Source organism: Burkholderia sp. NFPP32 (assembly GCF_900119325.1).
GTDB classification, from domain to species: Bacteria; Pseudomonadota; Gammaproteobacteria; order Burkholderiales; family Burkholderiaceae; genus Burkholderia; species Burkholderia pyrrocinia_C.
In genome coordinates, this window is sequence record NZ_FPJP01000021.1 from 14,193 (window position 1) to 31,788 (window position 17,596).

The following is a 17,596-nucleotide window of genomic DNA, read 5'->3' on the forward strand; positions in this document are numbered from 1 at the left end:
TTCGAGAGATTCGGACTATTGAACGTCCGTCCGCGCCACGGCGAGGGCGGGTGCGCAGAGACAGATTTGTGGAACTTGTGACATGACATCTTTCGATACGAGCCTGGTACCCGACGGCAATATCCTGGTCGGCGGCGAGTGGCGGCGCGGCCGCGGCGCGCCCTATGCCAGCATCTATCCGGCCGACCAGTCGGTGAACATGGAAGTGTCGACGGCGAACGCCGAAGACGCGGCCGAAGCCGTCGAAGCCGCCGACGCCGCATGGCGCCGCGCCGACTGGGCCGGGCTGAAGCCGCATCAGCGCGCGCAGGTGCTGTACCGCATCGCGGATCTGATCATGCAGCGCCACGAGGCGCTCGCGAACCTGCAGCGTCGCGACAACGGCAAGCCGATCGGCGAGACGCGCGTGCTGGTGGCCAGCGCGGCGAACACGTTCCGCTATTTCGCGGCCTGCCTCGAAACGCTCGACGAAGAGCTGACGCCATCGCGCGGCGACTACCTGACGATGAGCGTGTACGAGCCGATCGGCGTGATCGCGGCGATCACGCCGTGGAACTCGCCGATCGCATCCGACGCGCAGAAGCTCGCGCCGGCACTCGCAGGCGGCAACGCGGTGGTGCTGAAGCCCGCCGAAGTCACGCCGCTCGTGTCGCTTGCGCTCGCGCGCATCTGCGAGGAAGCCGGCGTACCGAAGGGCGTGCTGAGCGTGCTGCCGGGCAAGGGCTCGGTGATCGGCGACGTGCTCGTGCGCCATCCGCTGGTGAAGAAGGTGTCGTTCACGGGCGGTACCGAAGTGGGCCGCGGCATCGCGCGCATCGCGGCCGAGAAGCTGATGCCCGTGTCGCTCGAACTCGGCGGCAAGTCGCCGACGATCGTGTGCGACGACGCCGATCTCGATCATGCGGTCAACGGCGTGCTGTACGGCATTTTCAGCTCGTCGGGCGAAGCGTGCATCGCGGGTTCGCGGCTGTTCGTGCAGCGCACGGTGTACGACGAATTCATGAAGCGCCTGGTTGCGGGCGCACGCAAGCTGCGCGTGGGCGACCCGACGCGGCCCGATACGCAGATGGGGCCGCTGATCACCGCGAAGCATCGCGAATCGGTGGAGCGCTACGTCGCGCTCGGCCTGGAAGAAGGCGGCCGCCTGCTGTGCGGCGGCGAGCGGCCGTCGGGCGACGGGCGCGAGCACGGCTTCTTCTACCAGCCGACGATACTCGAAGGCTTGCCGAACAGCGCGCGCATCTGCCAGGAAGAAATCTTCGGGCCCGTGCTCGTCGCGATGCCGTTCGACGATGAAGCGTCGCTGATCGCGCAGGCGAACGACAGCGTGTTCGGTCTTGCCGCCGGCATCTGGACGCGCGACTACAAGCGCGCGTGGCGCATCGCGCGCGCGCTGGAGACGGGCACCGTATGGATCAACACGTACAAGCTGTTCTCGATCTCCACGCCGTTCTCCGGCTGGAAGGAGAGCGGGATGGGGCGCGAGAAGGGGCGTCTCGGCATCCGCGAGTACATGCAGCAGAAGAGCCTCTACTGGGGTTTGAACGACGCGCCGCTGCCGTGGGCGAACTGAGCGAAGGGGAATGACGCAATGAGCATTTTGGGAATCGAGCAGATCACATACGGCGTCGACGATCTCGCGACCTGCCGGCGCTTTTTCGCCGACTGGGGGCTGAAGGAAGTCGCGCACGACGATACGCGCGCGCGCTTCGAAACGATGAACGGCTGCACCGTGCTGGCCGTCAACGCCGACGATCCGGCGCTGCCGCCCGCGTTCGAAGTGGGTCCGACGCTGCGCGAGGTCACGTGGGGCGTCGCGACGCAGCAGGAACTCGACGCGCTGCGTACGAAGCTCGCCGGCCAGCCAGGTTATTACTCGCACGACGATGCGGTCGGCTGTATCGACCCGAACGGAATGGCGATCCGCGTCGAAGTCACGCGCAAGCGCGAACTCGACATCACGGGCTCGCCGTCGAACGTGTGGGGCCAGACGCTGCGTGTCGACCAGCCGAGCCCGATCTATGCACGCGCGGAGCCGGTCGAGGTCGGGCATGTCGTGTTCTTCACGAACTGCCTCGACGAACAGGAAAAGTTCTATCACGAACTGCTCGGCTTCGAGACGTCCGATCGCTATCCGGGCCGCGGCGCGTTCATGCGCTGCGCGCCGCACGGCGGCCATCACGACCTGTTCCTGCTCGCGCTGCCGAACGGAAAGCGTGGCCTGAACCACGTCGCATTCACCGTGCGCGACATCCACGAAGTGTTCGGCGGCGGCATGCATATCGACCGCTGCGGCTGGGAAACGCAACTCGGCCCGGGCCGTCACCCGGTGTCGTCCGCGTACTTCTGGTACTTCCAGAATCCGGCCGGCGCGCTGATCGAGTACTACGCGGACGAGGACGTGCTGACGCCCGAATGGCAGCCGCGCGAATTCGAGCCGGGCCCGACCGTGTTCGCCGAGTGGGCCGTCGACGGCGGCCTCGACGGCAACACGCGCCGGCAGAAAAACGCGAAGGCGTCGGAAGGCAAGTTCATGACGGAGCGCAAATCATGACCGAAGCGAACACGCAGGCGCAGCCCGCGCCCGGCACGGTCGTCGTGATCGGCGGCGGCCAGGCCGCCGGCTGGGTGCTGAAGACGTTGCGCGCGGAAGGTTACACGGGCCGCCTCGTGATGATCGCGGACGAGCCGCACCTGCCGTACGAGCGTCCGCCGCTGTCGAAGGCCGTGCTGGCCGGCGACGCCGATATCGAAACCGTACGCGTCGTGCGCCCGGATGAATTCGACGCGCTCGATATCGAAGCATGGCAGCCGGAACGCGCGGCGTCGATCGACCGCGCGCGCCGCGTGGTGACGACCGCCAGCGGCCGCGCGATCGAATACGACCGGCTCGTGATCGCAACCGGCGGCACGTCGCGCCGCCTGCCGGACGCAATCGTGAGGACGCCGAACCTGCACTACTTGCGCACCCTCGATGAAGCGGCAGCGCTCGGCGAGAAGCTGCGCGCGAGCCAGCGCGTGCTCGTGATCGGCGGCGGCTGGATCGGCCTCGAAGTCGCGGCGACCGCGCGCAAGCTCGGCGTCGGGGCGGTCGTGGTCGAAGGCGCGCCGCGCCTGTGCGGCCGCTCGGTGCCGCAGATCGTGTCGGATTTCCTGCTCGACCTGCATCGCGCGAACGGCGTCGACGTGCGTCTCGGCGCGGCGCTCGCGTCGCTCGATGCGCAGCCTGGCGATGCATCGAAGGTACGCGCGACGCTCGCCGACGGCACGACGATCGACGCCGATTTCGCGGTGGCCGGCATCGGCCTCGCGCTGAACGCATCGCTCGCGAGCGATGCGGGGCTGGCCGTCGACGACGGCATCGTCGTCGACGAATTCGGTGCGACGAGCGACCCGGCGATCTTCGCGTGCGGCGATGTCGCGAACCATCACAACGGCTGGCTGAAACGGCGCGTGCGGCTCGAATCGTGGGCCAACGCGCAGAACCAGGCGATCGCGGCCGCGAAAGCCGTGCTCGGCGTGCGCGCGCCGTACGCGGAGATTCCGTGGTTCTGGTCCGATCAGTACGACGTGAACCTGCAGATCCTCGGCGATCTGCCGGCCGATGCGCAGCTCGTCGTGCGCGGCGATCTCGCCGCGCGCCGCGCGACGCTGTTTTTCCTTGGCGACGGGCATGTGAGAGGTGTCATCGCCGTGAACAACGCACGCGAGCTGAAGCTCGCGCGCAAGTGGATGAACCAGGGCCGGGCAGTGGATACGGAAGCCCTGGCGGACACGACCAAAGCGCTTGCCTGACCGGCAAACCAGGAGACACTCCGCATGAGCACTTTCGACAACGTCGTGGCCGGACGCGCCACGATGGAAGCTGCCGCCTCCACGCCCGGCGCGATCATCGCGCGGCTCGAGCGGCTTCCCGGCAACGCGATGCAGATCCGCGCACGCGTGCTGATCGGCACCGCGACGTTCTTCGACGGCTTCGACGTGATCACGATCGCGGCGACGCTGCCGCTGCTGATTCACAAATGGGGGCTGTCGCCGACGCAGATCGGCATGCTGATCGCGTCCGGCGCGATCGGCCAGCTGATCGGCGCCTTCCTGTTTCCCGCGCTGGCCGAGAAGCACGGCCGCGTGAAGGCGATCGCATGGAGCTCGGCCGTGATCGGCATCACGAGCATCGCATGCGGTTTCGCGCCGACCTTCGAGGTGTTCGTGCTGCTGCGGATCCTGCAGGGGCTCGGGCTCGGCGGCGAGCTGCCGGTTGCCGCGACGTACATCAACGAGATCACGCGCGCGCATGGCCGCGGCCGTTTCGTGCTGCTGTACGAGATCGTGTTCCCGATCGGCCTGCTCGTGTCGATGGCGCTCGGTGCGTGGCTCGTGCCGCGGTTCGGCTGGGAAATCATGTACTTCGTCGGCGGGCTGCCGCTGATCCTGTCGCTCGTGCTCACGCGCCTCGTGCCGGAATCGCCGCGCTGGCTCGCGTCGCGCGGGCGGCTCGCGGAAGCCGGGCGCGCGGTCGGCGTGTTCGAAGCGTCGGTGCGCGGCGAGTTGCCGCCGGTCACGCAGGCGGCCGCGTTCGACGAGATGGTGCGCCAGCATCCGAAGCGCAGGATGAGCGACCTGTTCAGCGCCGCGTATCGCAAGCGCACGCTCGCGGTGGCGACGTTGTGGGCGACCTGCGGGTTCATCCAGTACGGACTGTCGACGTGGCTGCCGACGATCTACAAGAACTTCTATCATGCGCCGCTGCAGCTCGCGCTGAACCTCGCGGTGATCGGTTCGGTGATGGGCGTGCTCGGGTCGCTGGCGTCGGCGCTGCTCGTCGACAAGCTCGGCCGCAAGCCGGTGATCGTGTGGTCGTTCGTGCTGTGCGCGCTGTCGCTGGCGCTCGCGGGCATCTATCACGCATCGTCGGTGTATGTCGTTGCGGTGTTCTGCTCGCTGTCGCTCGGGTTGATGGCGTCGGGGTTCATTACCGCGTACGTCTACACGCCGGAACAGTATCCGACGAGCATCCGCGCGTCGGGCTGCGGGCTCGGCAGCGCGTGGCTGAAGATCGCGTCGTTCGTCGCGCCGATGATCGTGCCGCACGCGATCATCGGCGGGAACCTCGCCCCGGCGTTCTACCTGATCGGCGTCGTGCCGCTGATCGCCGCGGTGACCGTGCATTTCGTCGGGATCGAGACGAAGGGGAAGGTGCTCGAGGCGCTTGAGGCATAAGCGCGGCCGGTAGCGGCGGATGAGGTGAAAAGAAAGGCCTGGGCGATGTCCGGGCCTTTTTGCTTTCTGCGGCGGGCTTGTTCTAATCCGCCGTCCATTTTGACTGGCGGATATCGCGCGATATGCGATACGCGTTGCGCCGGGTGCTCACGGTTTCGCGAGCCAGCCCTCGACCATTTCTTTCCCGCGCAGCATCGCGACCCACCGGTCGGGCAACGTCTGTTCGCCATACAGCGCACCGGCGAGGCTGCCAGCGATCGCCGCCGTCGTATCCGTGTCGTTGCCGAGCGCGATCGCACGCTTCACGCAGTCTTCGTAGCTGCCCGTCGACAGCAGGCAATGGATCGACGACCAGAAGCTGTCGACCACGTAGCCGGACCCTTGCGGCGCATCGAAGCGGCCGTCGAGCACGACCTTCAGCTCGATTTCGTCGTTCGTGCCTTCGTAGCGCGCCAGCAGTTCGTCTTCGGCCGCGCGCACCGCATCGGGCGCCGGCTGGCCCTCGACGATGCCCAGCGCCGTCAGGCCATAGAGTGCACAGCAAAGCTGCGAGCGCACGTGGCCGTGCGTGACGACGCTCTGCTTGCGTGCGAGCCGGATCGCTTCATCGTGCGACGCGGCGACCATGACCACGGGAAAGCAGCGCATCAGCGAGCCGTTGCCGTTGTCGCGCTCGTCGCCGGGGCCGGCCGCCGCCGGAGCCGCGCCGGCCGCCAGCGCATGGAAGGCACGCTGCGTCTGCAGGCCGACGTCGAACACGCGGCCATCCGGCGTGAATGCGCCGCGATGAAACCAGTCCTGCAGGTTGTCGGCGAACGTGTCGAGATTCAGGTCGCGGTCGTGCCACAGCGCGTCGAGCAGCGCGAGCGCCTGCGCGCCGTCGTCGCTCCAGGTGCCGGGCGGCACGCCGTCGTGCGCGCGTTCGAAGCCGTGCGGCGGCGTCATATCGATCGCGGCGGCAGGCGGGATCGATGCGGCGTCGTGGAATTCGTAGGGAACGCCCAGCGCGTCGCCGATCAGCAGGCCAAGCAGGCCGCCGCGCAGGCGGGATTGTCGGTTCGGAATGGTGGTCATCGGACAGTGTTCGGGGTGGCGGCTCGCGTCGCGGAATACCGTGCAGACTAGACCAATCGCATCGGCGTGCCTAGCCGATGCGCTGTCGCCGGTACGAGAGAAGCGGTCGCGGCGGGCGCGCCGGATGCGCAGTTCGCAAGCGAGCGCGTTAGCGGGTAAGGCCTGCGTGTCGTAGCGAGGCGGGGGCAGTGTTCGTCAGGGCCGGTGGCTTGCCGGATTCCGCGCCCGAACGTACCCTTGGCCGAATCCACCGTCCGCCAACAGGATATCGACCATGCAAGCCCATCCACTGCGCCTATCCCCCGGCGACGATCTGCGCGCGTCGATCGAGCACGCATTGCGTCAGCATGCATCGCACGCGGCATTCGTGATCCAGGGGATCGGCAGCCTGAGCGTCGCGCAGTTGCGCTTTGCCGGTGTCGATCTGCCGACCGAACTGCGCGGCGACCTCGAAATCCTGACGCTGGCCGGCTCGGTGTCGTCGGACGGCGCGCACCTGCACATGTCCGTTTCCGATGCGCTCGGCCGAGTGTCGGGCGGCCATGTGGCGAGCGGTTGCGTGGTGCGTACGACCGCCGAGATCCTGCTCGTGATGCTTCCCGAGCATCGTTTCTCTCGCGAACCCGATGCGGGTACCGGCTTCAACGAGCTGGTGATCCGTCGCGAGCCGGGTGAGCGTCGCCGGAGCCGCATGAAAAAATGGCGCCGCGAGCATGCAGCCTGCGGCGCCATTGCGTGTCGCTGCGACGGGAAAGACCCGCCGCAGCCCGACAGCGTGCTTACATCTGCACGGTATCGGCCACTTCCTTGAAGTCTTCGATCTGGTCGAAGTTCATGTACTTGTAGATCTTGTCGCCGTTGGCGCTGAGCACGCCCATGTCGGCCATGTACTCGTCCTTGGTCGGGATCTTGCCCAGGCGCGAGCAGATTGCCGCCAGTTCCGCCGAGCCGAGGTACACGTTCGTGTTCTTGCCCAGGCGGTTCGGGAAGTTGCGGGTCGACGTCGACATGACCGTCGCGCCTTCGCGCACCTGTGCCTGGTTGCCCATGCACAGCGAGCAGCCCGGCATTTCGGTGCGCGCACCGGCCGTGCCGAACACGCCGTAGTGACCTTCTTCCGTCAGCTGCTTCTGGTCCATCTTGGTCGGCGGGGCGACCCACAGCTTGACCGGAATGTCGCGCTTGCCTTCGAGCAGCTTCGACGCCGCACGGAAGTGGCCGATGTTGGTCATGCACGAGCCGATGAACACTTCGTCGATCTTCGCGCCAGCGACGTCGGACAGCGTCTTCACGTCGTCCGGGTCGTTCGGGCATGCGACGATCGGCTCATGGATGTCGGCGAGATCGATCTCGATGACGGCCGCGTAGTCGGCGTCGGCATCCGGCGACAGCAGTTGCGGGTCGGCCAGCCACTGCTCCATTGCCGCGATACGGCGCTGCAGGCTGCGCGGATCCTGGTAGCCCTGCGCGATCATCCACTTCAGCAGCGTGACGTTGCTGTTCAGGTATTCGATGATCGGTTCCTTGTTCAGGTGGACCGTGCAACCAGCGGCCGAACGCTCGGCGGACGCATCCGACAGTTCGAACGCTTGCTCGACCTTCAGGTCGGGCAGGCCTTCGATCTCGAGAATGCGGCCCGAGAAGATGTTCTTCTTGCCTTGCTTGGCGACCGTCAGCATGCCTTGCTTGATCGCGTACAGCGGAATCGCGTTGACGAGGTCGCGCAGCGTGACGCCCGGCTGCATCTTGCCCTTGAAGCGGACCAGCACCGATTCCGGCATGTCCAGCGGCATCGTGCCGGTGGCGGCCGCGAATGCGACCAGGCCCGAGCCTGCCGGGAAGCTGATGCCGATCGGGAAGCGCGTGTGCGAATCGCCGCCGGTGCCGACGGTGTCGGGCAGCAGCATGCGGTTCAGCCACGAGTGGATCACGCCGTCGCCCGGACGCAGCGCGATGCCGCCGCGCGTGCTGATGAAGTTCGGCAGCGTCTGGTGCGTCTTCACGTCGACCGGCTTCGGATAAGCGGCGGTGTGGCAGAACGACTGCATCACGAGGTCGGCCGAGAAGCCGAGGCATGCCAGATCCTTCAGCTCGTCGCGGGTCATCGGGCCCGTGGTGTCCTGCGAGCCGACCGAGGTCATCTTCGGTTCGCAGTACGTGCCCGGACGCACGCCCTGGCCTTCCGGCAAACCGCATGCGCGGCCGACCATCTTCTGCGCGAGCGAGAAGCCCTTGCCGCTGTCGGCCGGCTGGTGCGGCAGGCGGAACAGCGTCGACGGCGCGAGGCCCAGCGCTTCGCGTGCCTTCGCGGTCAGCCCACGGCCGATGATCAGCGGAATGCGGCCGCCGGCGCGCACTTCGTCGAACAGCACGTCGGACTTGACCTGGAATTCGGCGATCACTTCGCCGTTCTTCAGTGCCTTGCCTTCATAGGGGCGCAGTTCGACCACGTCGCCCATTTCCATCTGCGACACGTCGAGTTCGATCGGCAGCGCGCCTGCATCTTCCATCGTGTTGTAGAAGATCGGGGCGATCTTGCCGCCGAGGCACACGCCGCCGAAGCGCTTGTTCGGAACGAACGGGATGTCTTCGCCGGTGAACCACAGCACCGAGTTGGTGGCCGACTTGCGCGAGGAGCCGGTGCCGACCACGTCGCCCACGTACGCGACCAGGTGACCCTTTTCCTTCAGCGACTCGATGAACTTGACCGGGCCGCGCTTGCCGTCTTCTTCCGGCGTGATGCCCGGGCGTGCGTTCTTCAGCATCGCCAGCGCGTGCATCGGGATGTCCGGGCGGGTGGTGGCGTCCGGTGCCGGCGACAGGTCGTCGGTGTTGGTTTCGCCCGTCACCTTGAAGACGGTGACGGTCAGGCTTTGCGGCACTTCCGGACGGCTCGTGAACCATTCGGCGTCGGCCCAGCTTTGCAGCACGGCCTTCGCGTGGGCGTTGCCCTTGTCGGCGAGTTCCTTCACGTCATGGAACTGGTCGAACATCAGCAGGGTTTTCTTCAGCGCGTCGGCGGCCACGGCCGCGACTGCGTCGTCGGACAGCAGTTCGATCAGCGGCTGGATGTTGTAGCCGCCCAGCATCGTGCCGAGCAGTTCGGTGGCGCGCTCGCGCGAGATCAGCGGGCAGGCGGTCTCGCCCTTGGCCACGGCGGCCAGGAAGCCGGCCTTCACGCGGGCGGCTTCGTCGACGCCGGCCGGCACGCGGTAGGTGATCAGTTCGAGCAGCGTCTGCTCTTCGCCGGCGGGCGGGTTCGTCAGCAGTTCCACCAGTTCGGCGGTTTGCTGAGCCGTCAGCGGCAGGGGAGGAATACCGAGCGCGGCGCGGGCGGCCACGTGAGCACGAAAGTTTTCAAGCATGGGGAGACCTGCTGATATGGCGTTTGAGGGGAAGGCCTTTCCGGCACTCCGGGGCTGTTCCAGGCACTGCTTTGAGCGGGATTCTAATCTCAATGAACTCCAACGTCAAATGTCTTATGTCTTATATAAGAGTTGATGGGCAAGACGCGCGGGAGCGTGGCGGAGCGGGGGGAGTCGGCGTTTCCGTGCGTGCGCCGGAGGGCGGCCCGAGCGCCTTTGCGGGCAAGGTATTCCGTGTGGTTCTGGCGATAGCTGGCAGGAGGGGCGTGATTTGCGGCTGGCTGCCCGGCTGCGGTTTGGGGGCGTCCGTTGACGCCAGGTCGGTCTCTTCGGGGTTCGCTTTCGTTATGTGGAACAGAAGCGGGCCGTGCGAAGCCGCGCCGGACGACTACACGCCCCAGCTAGAGAAGCCCTTGCGCTCGATTCTGGTTTCAGGTGCCGCACATATCTGCACAAGCACGCAAGAAGCGGTACACACGCCAACGCCACGATGAAGCAGTAGCGGCGCGCGTCCTATCTGCGCTTTGCCCGATACGCGTCGAGATTCTTCCGCGCCTGCGCGCGGATCGCGCGTTGCACGAACGGCGTCCAGCCGAGCAGGGCGCCCTTCAGCCCAAGCGCCTGACGCGCCCAGCGCCACAGGTCGAAACTGTCGCGATGCTCGGCGATGAGCCCGTCGCGGAACCGGAAACGCGCGTCGATCCGGTTGACCACCATGCGGCCGGTCGCGGTGAACCGGTAGTGCGCGACCCACTGCGCGCGCCCGGTCTGCTCGTCCGCGTCGACCTCGCCGAACGTCAACGAAAATTCCTGCGCACGCGCCACCAGCATGCGCCACATGTCGCGCGCGAGCTCGCCGCGCAACTCGCCGAACGCAGGATCGCTGAAGACGATGTCGTCGGCATAGCAGGCGAGCATCGCGTCGATGTCGCGCTGCTGAAAGGCCGTGTAAAAACGCTGGATCAAATCGGTGTTGGGATGACTCATCTTTTGATTGACTGTTGTTGTAGATGAAGCGGCGTCTCCGCTTACGGCAAGGACGGCCCGATGGCCCAGATGTCGATGCGTCTTCCCCGCGACGACACGGGCCACGAGCAGACGTTCGGCGTGAACGGCGTCCGGAGCGTGACGTCCGTCGCGACATCGATCGGGAAAATGACGGTAAACAGCGGGAATTGACTCGAATGCGACCTGAACGTCACCGGATTCGCGTCAACGGTTCGCCATCGCGACGTCCCGGTTGCCTCGCCCGGTCACGAGGCAACCCGACATGAATGCCTCGCTCTGGCTGCCGGCGGCCGCCTCGCCGAAGCCGCGGCCGAGCGCGTCGGCCTTCACTTGCGCGGCGCCCTGTTCGCATGCAAGCGGGCTGGCGTCGCGGCCCTGCGCATGCAGGATCGCGCGATCGGCAATGAGATACGCCAGCAGCGCGAAAACAGCGATATGTACGACTCGTCTCATGGTGCGTCTCCTCGTCGTTCAAGCGTAACGCGGACACGTTCGGCGAAGCACTTGGGGCTTCCCCCGGTAAACGTCTGCTGAATCGGTGGCGGGGCGGCGTGATTCCGTCACGTTTTTCGTGGTTTCGCGTGCAAAAGGAAGGGGCTTTCAGGCTGGCGGCCGGAGACGAGGATAGGCATGCAGCGCGGCAATCGCGCGACGGATTTCAGCGCGACAGGCGTGTGATTCGCGCGAGTTTGACGAATGTCAGGGTACGGGCGGGAGGGGGCGGTCGCGCTGCCGCTCAAAGCGATAGCATGAATGCATGATTTGACGGAATGCGATGACGGATGAATGCATCGGTTCCGGCAAGCAGGTGCATGTTGAACATCGCTGTCGAAATAGTGAGGAATACAAATGTTGAACGTCTCTTCCGTGCTGATCAGTCTTGCTCCGATGTGGGCAATCCTGCTGGTAGCGTCTTCGGCGGCCGCCTATTTCGTGTTCTGGCGCAAGGTCATCAAATAAGCGCTTCGTGACGGGCGGTACGTGTACGGCACGCAACGCGCACATGTAACACGTACCGCACCGCTCATTCGTCCGTCGCCGGTGCTGGCCCGTGGCCAGTCTCGAGGCTGGCCACGCGCATCATTCCCGTCATTGCACGGCAGTCACCGGCACATTCGAAATCCGCACCAGCCGGCCCATCACGCTGCGGCGAAACACCGACATCAGCGCATGAAGCGGGTCGTGCCTCGGCGCGACGACCACGATCTCGTCGCATCCGGTTTCGGCCGCCGCGGCCGCGATCGTATCGGCCACCGGCCCGACCTTCTTCACGACGCTGTATTTGACGCCGGCGTCATGCAGAATCCGCTCCGCCATGGCCAGATCGTCGGACGCGAACTTTTCCTCGATCGAGCGCAGCCGCGACAGCGGGTGATAGGCCTCGAGCCGCGTCGATTCGAGCGGCGCCTGAACGTTGATCAGCACGATCTCCGACGCGCACCGCTCGCGATACAGGAATGTCGCGTGGCGAACCGCCTGTAGCGAGCGGGGCGAGTGACCGACCGGAACCAGCAGCTTGAGCATGAACGATGTCCAGGGAACGAGATGCTTTCAGCGTAGCGCGCCGCCGGAACGAACCATCTAAAGAGATCGGGCGACCGCGTAAAAATGTCGTTAACGCGCGCCGTCTCGTATCGCGCCTATTAGAAATATAAGAAATTTTAGTTTATGCGCATAAACGATTTCATCGATCGGGCCGGCGCGGGCGGCCCGGTACGCGTTGCCCCGATTTAGTCGGATCCGCAATAAATCGCGACGGAAAATATCGGAGGTCGCCGAATCGGCGGCGCGTAGAGTAGAGAGCATCGGCCGCGGCGCGGCCCCTCCCGGCCGGTTCGGGGGCGACCGCTGCCGCCACGCGGCCTGCCATTCCATTCCGATTTCAGGAGACCCGCATGCCGCACGGCGCCCCGCAGCTTCTCGCTCCCGCCTCCATCCCCGTCGACCCGATCGTGCGCCTGTCGGCCGGCGAGCTCGCGTCGGCGATCCGCGGCAAGGCGGTTTCGTGCGTCGAGACGATGCGCGCGTATCTCGACCACGTCGAGCGCGTGAACGGCGCGGTCAATGCGATCGTCGCGCTGCGCGAGCGCGATGCGCTGCTCGCCGAAGCCGCGGAAAAGGATGCCGCGCTGGCGCGCGGCGAGTACCAAGGCTGGATGCACGGGATGCCGCAGGCGCCGAAGGATCTGGCGATGACGAAGGGGTTGCGGACCACCTACGGCTCGCCGATCTTCCGCGAGAACGTGCCGCAGGCCGATTCCGTCGGCGTCGCGCGGATGCGCGCGGCCGGCGCGATTTTCATCGGCAAGACCAATACGCCGGAGTTCGGGCTCGGTTCGCACACGTTCAACGAGGTTTATGGCGCGACGCGCAATCCGTACGACCTGACGAAGAGCGCGGGCGGCAGCAGCGGCGGCACGGCGGCGGCGCTCGCGTCGCGGATGCTGCCGGTGGCGGACGGCAGCGATTTCGGCGGCTCGCTGCGCAATCCGGCCGCGTTCTGCAACATCTACGGCTTTCGCCCGTCGCAGGGGCGCGTACCGCGCTGGCCGGCCGTCGACGTGTTCATGCAGCAGCTCGGCATCGAAGGGCCGATGGGCCGCACGGTTGGCGACGTCGCGCAGCTGTTCGCGATCCAGGCCTGCTACGACCGCAACGATCCGCTGTCGCGCGCGGAAGATCCGGCCGTGTTCGCGCAGCCGCTCGACGCGGACCTGCGCGGCAAGCGCATCGCGTGGGTCGGCGACTGGAACGGTTATCTCGCGACCGAGGCCGGCGTGCTCGCGCAGTGCGAACAGGGGCTGGCAACGCTGCGTGAGATCGGCTGCGACGTCGATGCCGCGCTGCCGGCATTCGCGCCCGACCGGATCTGGCGCCTGTGGCTCGTGCATCGGCACCTGCTGTCCGGCGGCGGGCTGCTCGCGCACTATCGCGATCCGGCGCGCCGCGCGCTGCTGAAGCCCGAGGCGATCTACGAGGTCGAAGGGCTGCTCGCGATGCAGGGCGCGGCCGTGTTCGATGCGAGCGTCGAGCGCACCGCGTGGCACCAGGCCGTGCTGAGCTTCTTCGACCGCTACGACTTCATCGCGGCGCCGACCGCGCAGGTGTTCCCGTTCGACGTCGACCAGCGCTGGCCGAAGGAAATCGCGGGCCGCGCGATGGATACCTATCACCGCTGGATGGAAACGGTCGTACCGTGGACGCTGGCCGGCTGCCCGGTGATCAACGTGCCGGTCGGTTTCAACGACGCGGGGCTGCCGATGGGGATGCAGTTGATCGGGCGCCCGCGCGCCGATCTCGCCGTGCTGCAGCTCGCGCGCGGCTACGAGCAGGCGGCCGACCGAGTCGGCCGGCGGCTGCCGGCGTGGATGGCTGCGTAAGGTCGCGGCCGGCCGGCAGCCGGTAACGGGTAGCAGGGTGACGAAACGGGTGGCGGCGAGCCGCCCGTTTTGCTTCGATCCCCGAACGCGATGTTTGTCGGCAGTCAGCACTCGGCACGCCCGCGAGAACGCGTTTCCTGGCCGCGATACGTTTTGCGGTTTCGCTCGCAGAGCCCGAAACCCGCCGTCATTCACGCAACCGGAGAACGAATTCCGGCACAGGCGTGATATCGCGCATCAACCGCGGACGAATCCGCTCGACCGTGTCCGTCGGTCGCGGAATTGCAAGCGGCCGCGCGACGTGATTTCGTTTCGATGTGTTTCAGTCGTTGCGGCGGCGCGCGACGCGCTTCGACAATATCGGCCTCAATCATTCCGGCACGAGGGAAACACATGAAGCACATTCGCGCGACGGGCAGGCATCTGGCCTCGGCAGGCATCGCATTCGGCATCCTGGTGAGCGGCGCCGCGCACGCGCAGCTCGATCTGCAGTCGCTCGGCGCGTCGCTGCTCGGCGGCGGCCAGCAACAGGCGGCGCCCGCGCAGGGAGGCATCGCGCAACTGCTGCAGGCGTATGTCGGTGCGAACCAGCAGGTGTTGTCCGGCCAGTCGACGCTCGCGTCGGCGATGGGGCTGACCGGCGCGGCCGGGCAGGCGCAGCAGGCCGCGAGCCAGCTGGCCGGCGGCAACGCGCTGACGCCGGCCGCGCTGTCGCAGATGGGCGGCGCGCAGCAGTCGGTGTCGCAGGCGCTCGGCCAGGCTTTCGCGAGCGGCGGCGCGTCGCACGGCCCGATCGACAAGCAGGCGTTCAGCAACGGCCTCGCGTCGCTCGGCCAGGGGCTCACGCAGTATTCGCAACTGCAGTCGGGGCTCGGCAATCTCGGTTCGACCAGTGCCGCGTCGCTGCTGCAGTCGGGCCTGAATCCGCAGAACATGCAGGCCGCGTCGTATATCGCGCAAAGCGCGCCGGGCCAGTTGCAGTCGCTCGCGGCGACGCTCAGCCAGGCCGTGCAGTTCGCGACGAGCCAGGGCATTTCGGTGCCGTCGGTCGCGTCGTCCGCGCTGAAGCTGCTGCCGTAACGTTGCGCGGGGCTGCGCGCGGTGCGGTGCCGGCATCGCGCGTGACGACGGACAATCGCCCCGCACAACATGGGGATTTCGCGCGATGCTATCGTGGCGTGTCCCTTTTACCGGTGCAGGTTCATGACTGACTCGTTCGACCTCTCGCGCTATTTCTCCCGCATCGGCTACGACGGCCCGGCCGAGCCGACGCTCGACGTGCTGCGCCGGCTGCATCTGCTGCACCCGCAGGCGATTCCGTTCGAAAACCTCAATCCGCTGACCGGCGCGCGCGTCGCGCTCGACCTACCCGCGATCGTCGACAAGGTGATCGGGCGCCGCCGCGGCGGCTACTGCTTCGAACTCAACAAGCTGTTCCATACCGCGCTCACGACGATCGGTTTTCGCGTGACGCCGCTGATCGCGCGCGTGCGCTGGATGCGGCCGCCCGAGATCGTCACCGCGCAGACGCACATGCTGCTGCGCATCGATCTCGACGATGCGGTCTGGCTCGCGGACATCGGCTTCGGCAGCGCGACGCTGACCGCGCCGCTGCGCTTCGTGCCGGGCGAGCGGCAACTGACGCCGCATGGCGCGTTTCGCGTGATCGACGCGCCGGTCGACGGCGAATTCGACATGCAGTTCGAGATCCCCGACGGCTGGCAGACCACTTACCGTTTCTCGCTGAAGCCGGCCGAGTGGATCGATTACGACGCCGCGAACTGGTTTACGTCGACGTATCCCGAATCGATCTTCGTGAACGACCTGATCGCATGCCGCGTGCTGCCGGACGGCCGCGCGGCGCTGCTCAACACCGCGCTGACGCTGCGCGACGCGGCGGGGGCCGGACGCACCGTCACGTTCGACGACGCGGCCGCGTGGGGCGCGTGCCTGCGCGACACGATCGGCATCGATACGGCAGGGTTCGATCTCGACACGCTGTTTGCGCGGCTGGCGGCGCGCGCCGCGAAGTAGACGCGCGAACGCACGATATCTGAAGGCGGCCCGCACGCTGGCCGCGCCCGACCGAGACATCCCTTGCCATCGCCCGCAGTTGACTTTTGCTAGATTGCTAGCATACTAGCCTTCATGACCGACGAAGAAGTGAAGCAATTCAACGTGTACCTGCCGCTTGGCCTGATCCGGCAGGTCAAGCATCGCGCCATCGAAACGGAGCAATCGCTGTCCGCGCTGGTGGCCGACGCGTTGCGCGCATACCTGGCCGCGCCGCCGCCGGGCGCGGGGCCGTCCACCAAGGAGGATTGACATGTCATCCGAGCGAATCGAAGCCGTGTACCTGACGACGCACAACTGGGGCAAGTCGGCGAAATTCTTCCAGGCGCTGGGCTTCACGCTGGAATTCGAAACCGATCACAACTCGGGCCGGCTACGCAGCGGCGACGGTCCTTTTCTGTTCATCGCCGAAGTGCCGCCGGGCGAGGAGCCGGACATGCAGGTCGTGCTCAAGGTGCCGGACGAGCAGGCGGTGCGGCCGCAGCCGATCGTCGATGTCGTCACGCCGTTCGAGGACACGCACTGGGGCACGCGCGACATGACCGTGCGCGACCCGGACGGCCGCGTGTGGCGGCTGCAGGCGCCGGGCAAGCAGGGCGCGTGAGGCCGCGATGACCGATACCCGCGAAGACGCCCCCGACAGCACCGCCGCGCGCGTCGCGCTGTGGCGCGCGCTGCACGTCGAACTCGACGCGCCGCCGCACGTGCTCGCCGACGAAGTCGGGCTTCGACTGCTCGCGCCGGCGCCGGGCTGGCAGCAGCGCGGCGACATGGATCCGCAGTTCACGCGGCCGTTTCGCGCGTCGATCGTCGCGCGGGCGCGCTTCATCGAGGATCTCGTGGCCGAGCAGGCCGCGCGCGGCGTGAGCCAGTACGTGATCCTCGGCGCGGGCCTCGACAGTTTCGTGCAGCGCCGGCCCGACATGGCGTCGCGCGTGACCGTCTTCGAAGTCGACCCGCCGGCGCCGCAGGCATGGAAGCAACGCCGCCTGGTCGAACTCGGCTTCGGCGTGCCCGACTGGCTGCGCTTCGTGCCGGTCGATTTCGAGGCGAAGCAGTCGTGGCGCGATGCGCTCGTCGGCGCGGGCTTCGATGCCGGCAAGCCGGCGGTCGTGGTGTCCACCGGCGTCAGCATGTACCTGACGCGCGAAGCGAACGCGGCCGCGCTGCGCGAAGTCGCGTCGCTCGCGCCGGGCTCGACGCTCGCGATGACGTTCCTGCTGCCGCTGGAGAACGCGGATCCGGACGTGCGCCCGGGGCTCGAAATGGCCGCGAAGGGCGCGCGCGCGAGCGGTACGCCGTTCATCAGCTTCTTCATGCCGGCGCAGCTCCAGGCGCTCGCGCTGGAGGCCGGCTTCGCGGCTGCCGCGCACGTATCGGCCGCTGAACTGACGCGTCGCTATTTCGCCGATCGCGCGGATGGCCTGCGGCCGCCGAACAACGCGGAAGAGCTGCTGGTCGCGACGGTCTGACCCT

At 67.0% G+C, this 17,596-nt stretch carries 15 protein-coding genes and 1 pseudogene; 11 read left to right on the forward strand and 5 right to left on the reverse strand.

Annotated features, from left to right (window positions below):
* The first annotated feature begins 82 nt into the window (after positions 1–82).
* Genes BT264_RS29035 through BT264_RS29050 form a run of 4 tightly spaced genes read left to right on the forward strand, consistent with a single transcriptional unit; the run spans position 83 to position 5,220 of the window.
* On the forward strand, positions 83–1,573 hold the full coding sequence (locus tag BT264_RS29035; protein WP_072443352.1) for an aldehyde dehydrogenase: 1,491 nt from the start codon (positions 83–85) through the stop codon (positions 1,571–1,573).
* Positions 1,574–1,591: 18 nt separating this feature from the next.
* Complete coding sequence (locus BT264_RS29040) at positions 1,592–2,554, forward strand: VOC family protein (protein ID WP_072443350.1); 963 nt, start codon at positions 1,592–1,594, stop codon at positions 2,552–2,554.
* The gene (locus BT264_RS29045) at positions 2,551–3,795 is read left to right on the forward strand and encodes an NAD(P)/FAD-dependent oxidoreductase (protein WP_072443348.1); all 1,245 of its coding nucleotides are present in this window, start codon (positions 2,551–2,553) and stop codon (positions 3,793–3,795) included. Before BT264_RS29040 ends, BT264_RS29045 begins: the two co-directional genes overlap by 4 nt.
* 24 nt (positions 3,796–3,819) lie before the next feature.
* Positions 3,820–5,220 (forward strand): MFS transporter, encoded by a 1,401-nt coding sequence (locus tag BT264_RS29050; RefSeq protein WP_072443347.1) that lies wholly within the window; start codon positions 3,820–3,822, stop codon positions 5,218–5,220.
* Positions 5,221–5,367: 147 nt separating this feature from the next.
* Here BT264_RS29050 and BT264_RS29055 read toward each other — a convergent pair whose 3' ends face one another.
* Positions 5,368–6,294 (reverse strand): ADP-ribosylglycohydrolase family protein, encoded by a 927-nt coding sequence (locus tag BT264_RS29055; protein WP_083534233.1) that lies wholly within the window; start codon positions 6,292–6,294, stop codon positions 5,368–5,370.
* A 274-nt stretch (positions 6,295–6,568) separates the two neighbouring features.
* Between BT264_RS29055 and BT264_RS29060 the strand changes: the two are divergent.
* Positions 6,569–6,967, forward strand: a pseudogene (locus BT264_RS29060) (PPC domain-containing DNA-binding protein); the annotation flags it as partial.
* Between the two features lie 106 nt (positions 6,968–7,073).
* On the opposite strand, the gene acnB reads toward BT264_RS29060, so the two are convergent.
* The 4 genes from acnB to BT264_RS29080 form a co-directional block, all read right to left on the reverse strand.
* Positions 7,074–9,659, reverse strand: coding sequence for a bifunctional aconitate hydratase 2/2-methylisocitrate dehydratase (gene acnB / locus BT264_RS29065; protein ID WP_072443345.1), 2,586 nt, complete (start codon positions 9,657–9,659; stop codon positions 7,074–7,076).
* A 513-nt stretch (positions 9,660–10,172) separates the two neighbouring features.
* Positions 10,173–10,646, reverse strand: coding sequence for a nuclear transport factor 2 family protein (locus tag BT264_RS29070; protein WP_072443342.1), 474 nt, complete (start codon positions 10,644–10,646; stop codon positions 10,173–10,175).
* Positions 10,647–10,871: 225 nt separating this feature from the next.
* The gene (locus BT264_RS29075) at positions 10,872–11,120 is read right to left on the reverse strand and encodes an adhesin (RefSeq protein ID WP_072443340.1); all 249 of its coding nucleotides are present in this window, start codon (positions 11,118–11,120) and stop codon (positions 10,872–10,874) included.
* Between the two features lie 636 nt (positions 11,121–11,756).
* Positions 11,757–12,191 (reverse strand): universal stress protein, encoded by a 435-nt coding sequence (locus BT264_RS29080; RefSeq protein WP_072443338.1) that lies wholly within the window; start codon positions 12,189–12,191, stop codon positions 11,757–11,759.
* Positions 12,192–12,562: 371 nt separating this feature from the next.
* Between BT264_RS29080 and BT264_RS29085 the strand changes: the two genes are divergently transcribed.
* The 6 genes from BT264_RS29085 to BT264_RS29110 all read left to right on the forward strand — a co-directional run bounded on the left by BT264_RS29085 (position 12,563) and on the right by BT264_RS29110 (position 17,592).
* On the forward strand, positions 12,563–14,047 hold the full coding sequence (locus BT264_RS29085) for an amidase (protein ID WP_072443336.1): 1,485 nt from the start codon (positions 12,563–12,565) through the stop codon (positions 14,045–14,047).
* Positions 14,048–14,440: 393 nt separating this feature from the next.
* On the forward strand, positions 14,441–15,127 hold the full coding sequence (locus BT264_RS29090; RefSeq protein ID WP_072443334.1) for a hypothetical protein: 687 nt from the start codon (positions 14,441–14,443) through the stop codon (positions 15,125–15,127).
* Between the two features lie 123 nt (positions 15,128–15,250).
* Positions 15,251–16,081 (forward strand): arylamine N-acetyltransferase family protein, encoded by an 831-nt coding sequence (locus tag BT264_RS29095; RefSeq protein WP_072443332.1) that lies wholly within the window; start codon positions 15,251–15,253, stop codon positions 16,079–16,081.
* A gap of 114 nt (positions 16,082–16,195) precedes the next feature.
* A complete protein-coding gene (locus BT264_RS29100) occupies positions 16,196–16,372 on the forward strand; it encodes a ribbon-helix-helix domain-containing protein (RefSeq protein ID WP_072443330.1) in 177 nt (58 codons plus the stop codon).
* A 1-nt stretch (position 16,373) separates the two neighbouring features.
* A complete protein-coding gene (locus BT264_RS29105) occupies positions 16,374–16,724 on the forward strand; it encodes a VOC family protein (RefSeq protein WP_072443328.1) in 351 nt (116 codons plus the stop codon).
* Between the two features lie 7 nt (positions 16,725–16,731).
* Positions 16,732–17,592 carry a class I SAM-dependent methyltransferase gene (locus BT264_RS29110; RefSeq protein ID WP_072443326.1) on the forward strand — a complete coding sequence of 287 codons (861 nt, stop codon included), beginning with the start codon at positions 16,732–16,734 and terminating at the stop codon, positions 17,590–17,592.
* The last annotated feature ends 4 nt before the right edge of the window (positions 17,593–17,596 follow it).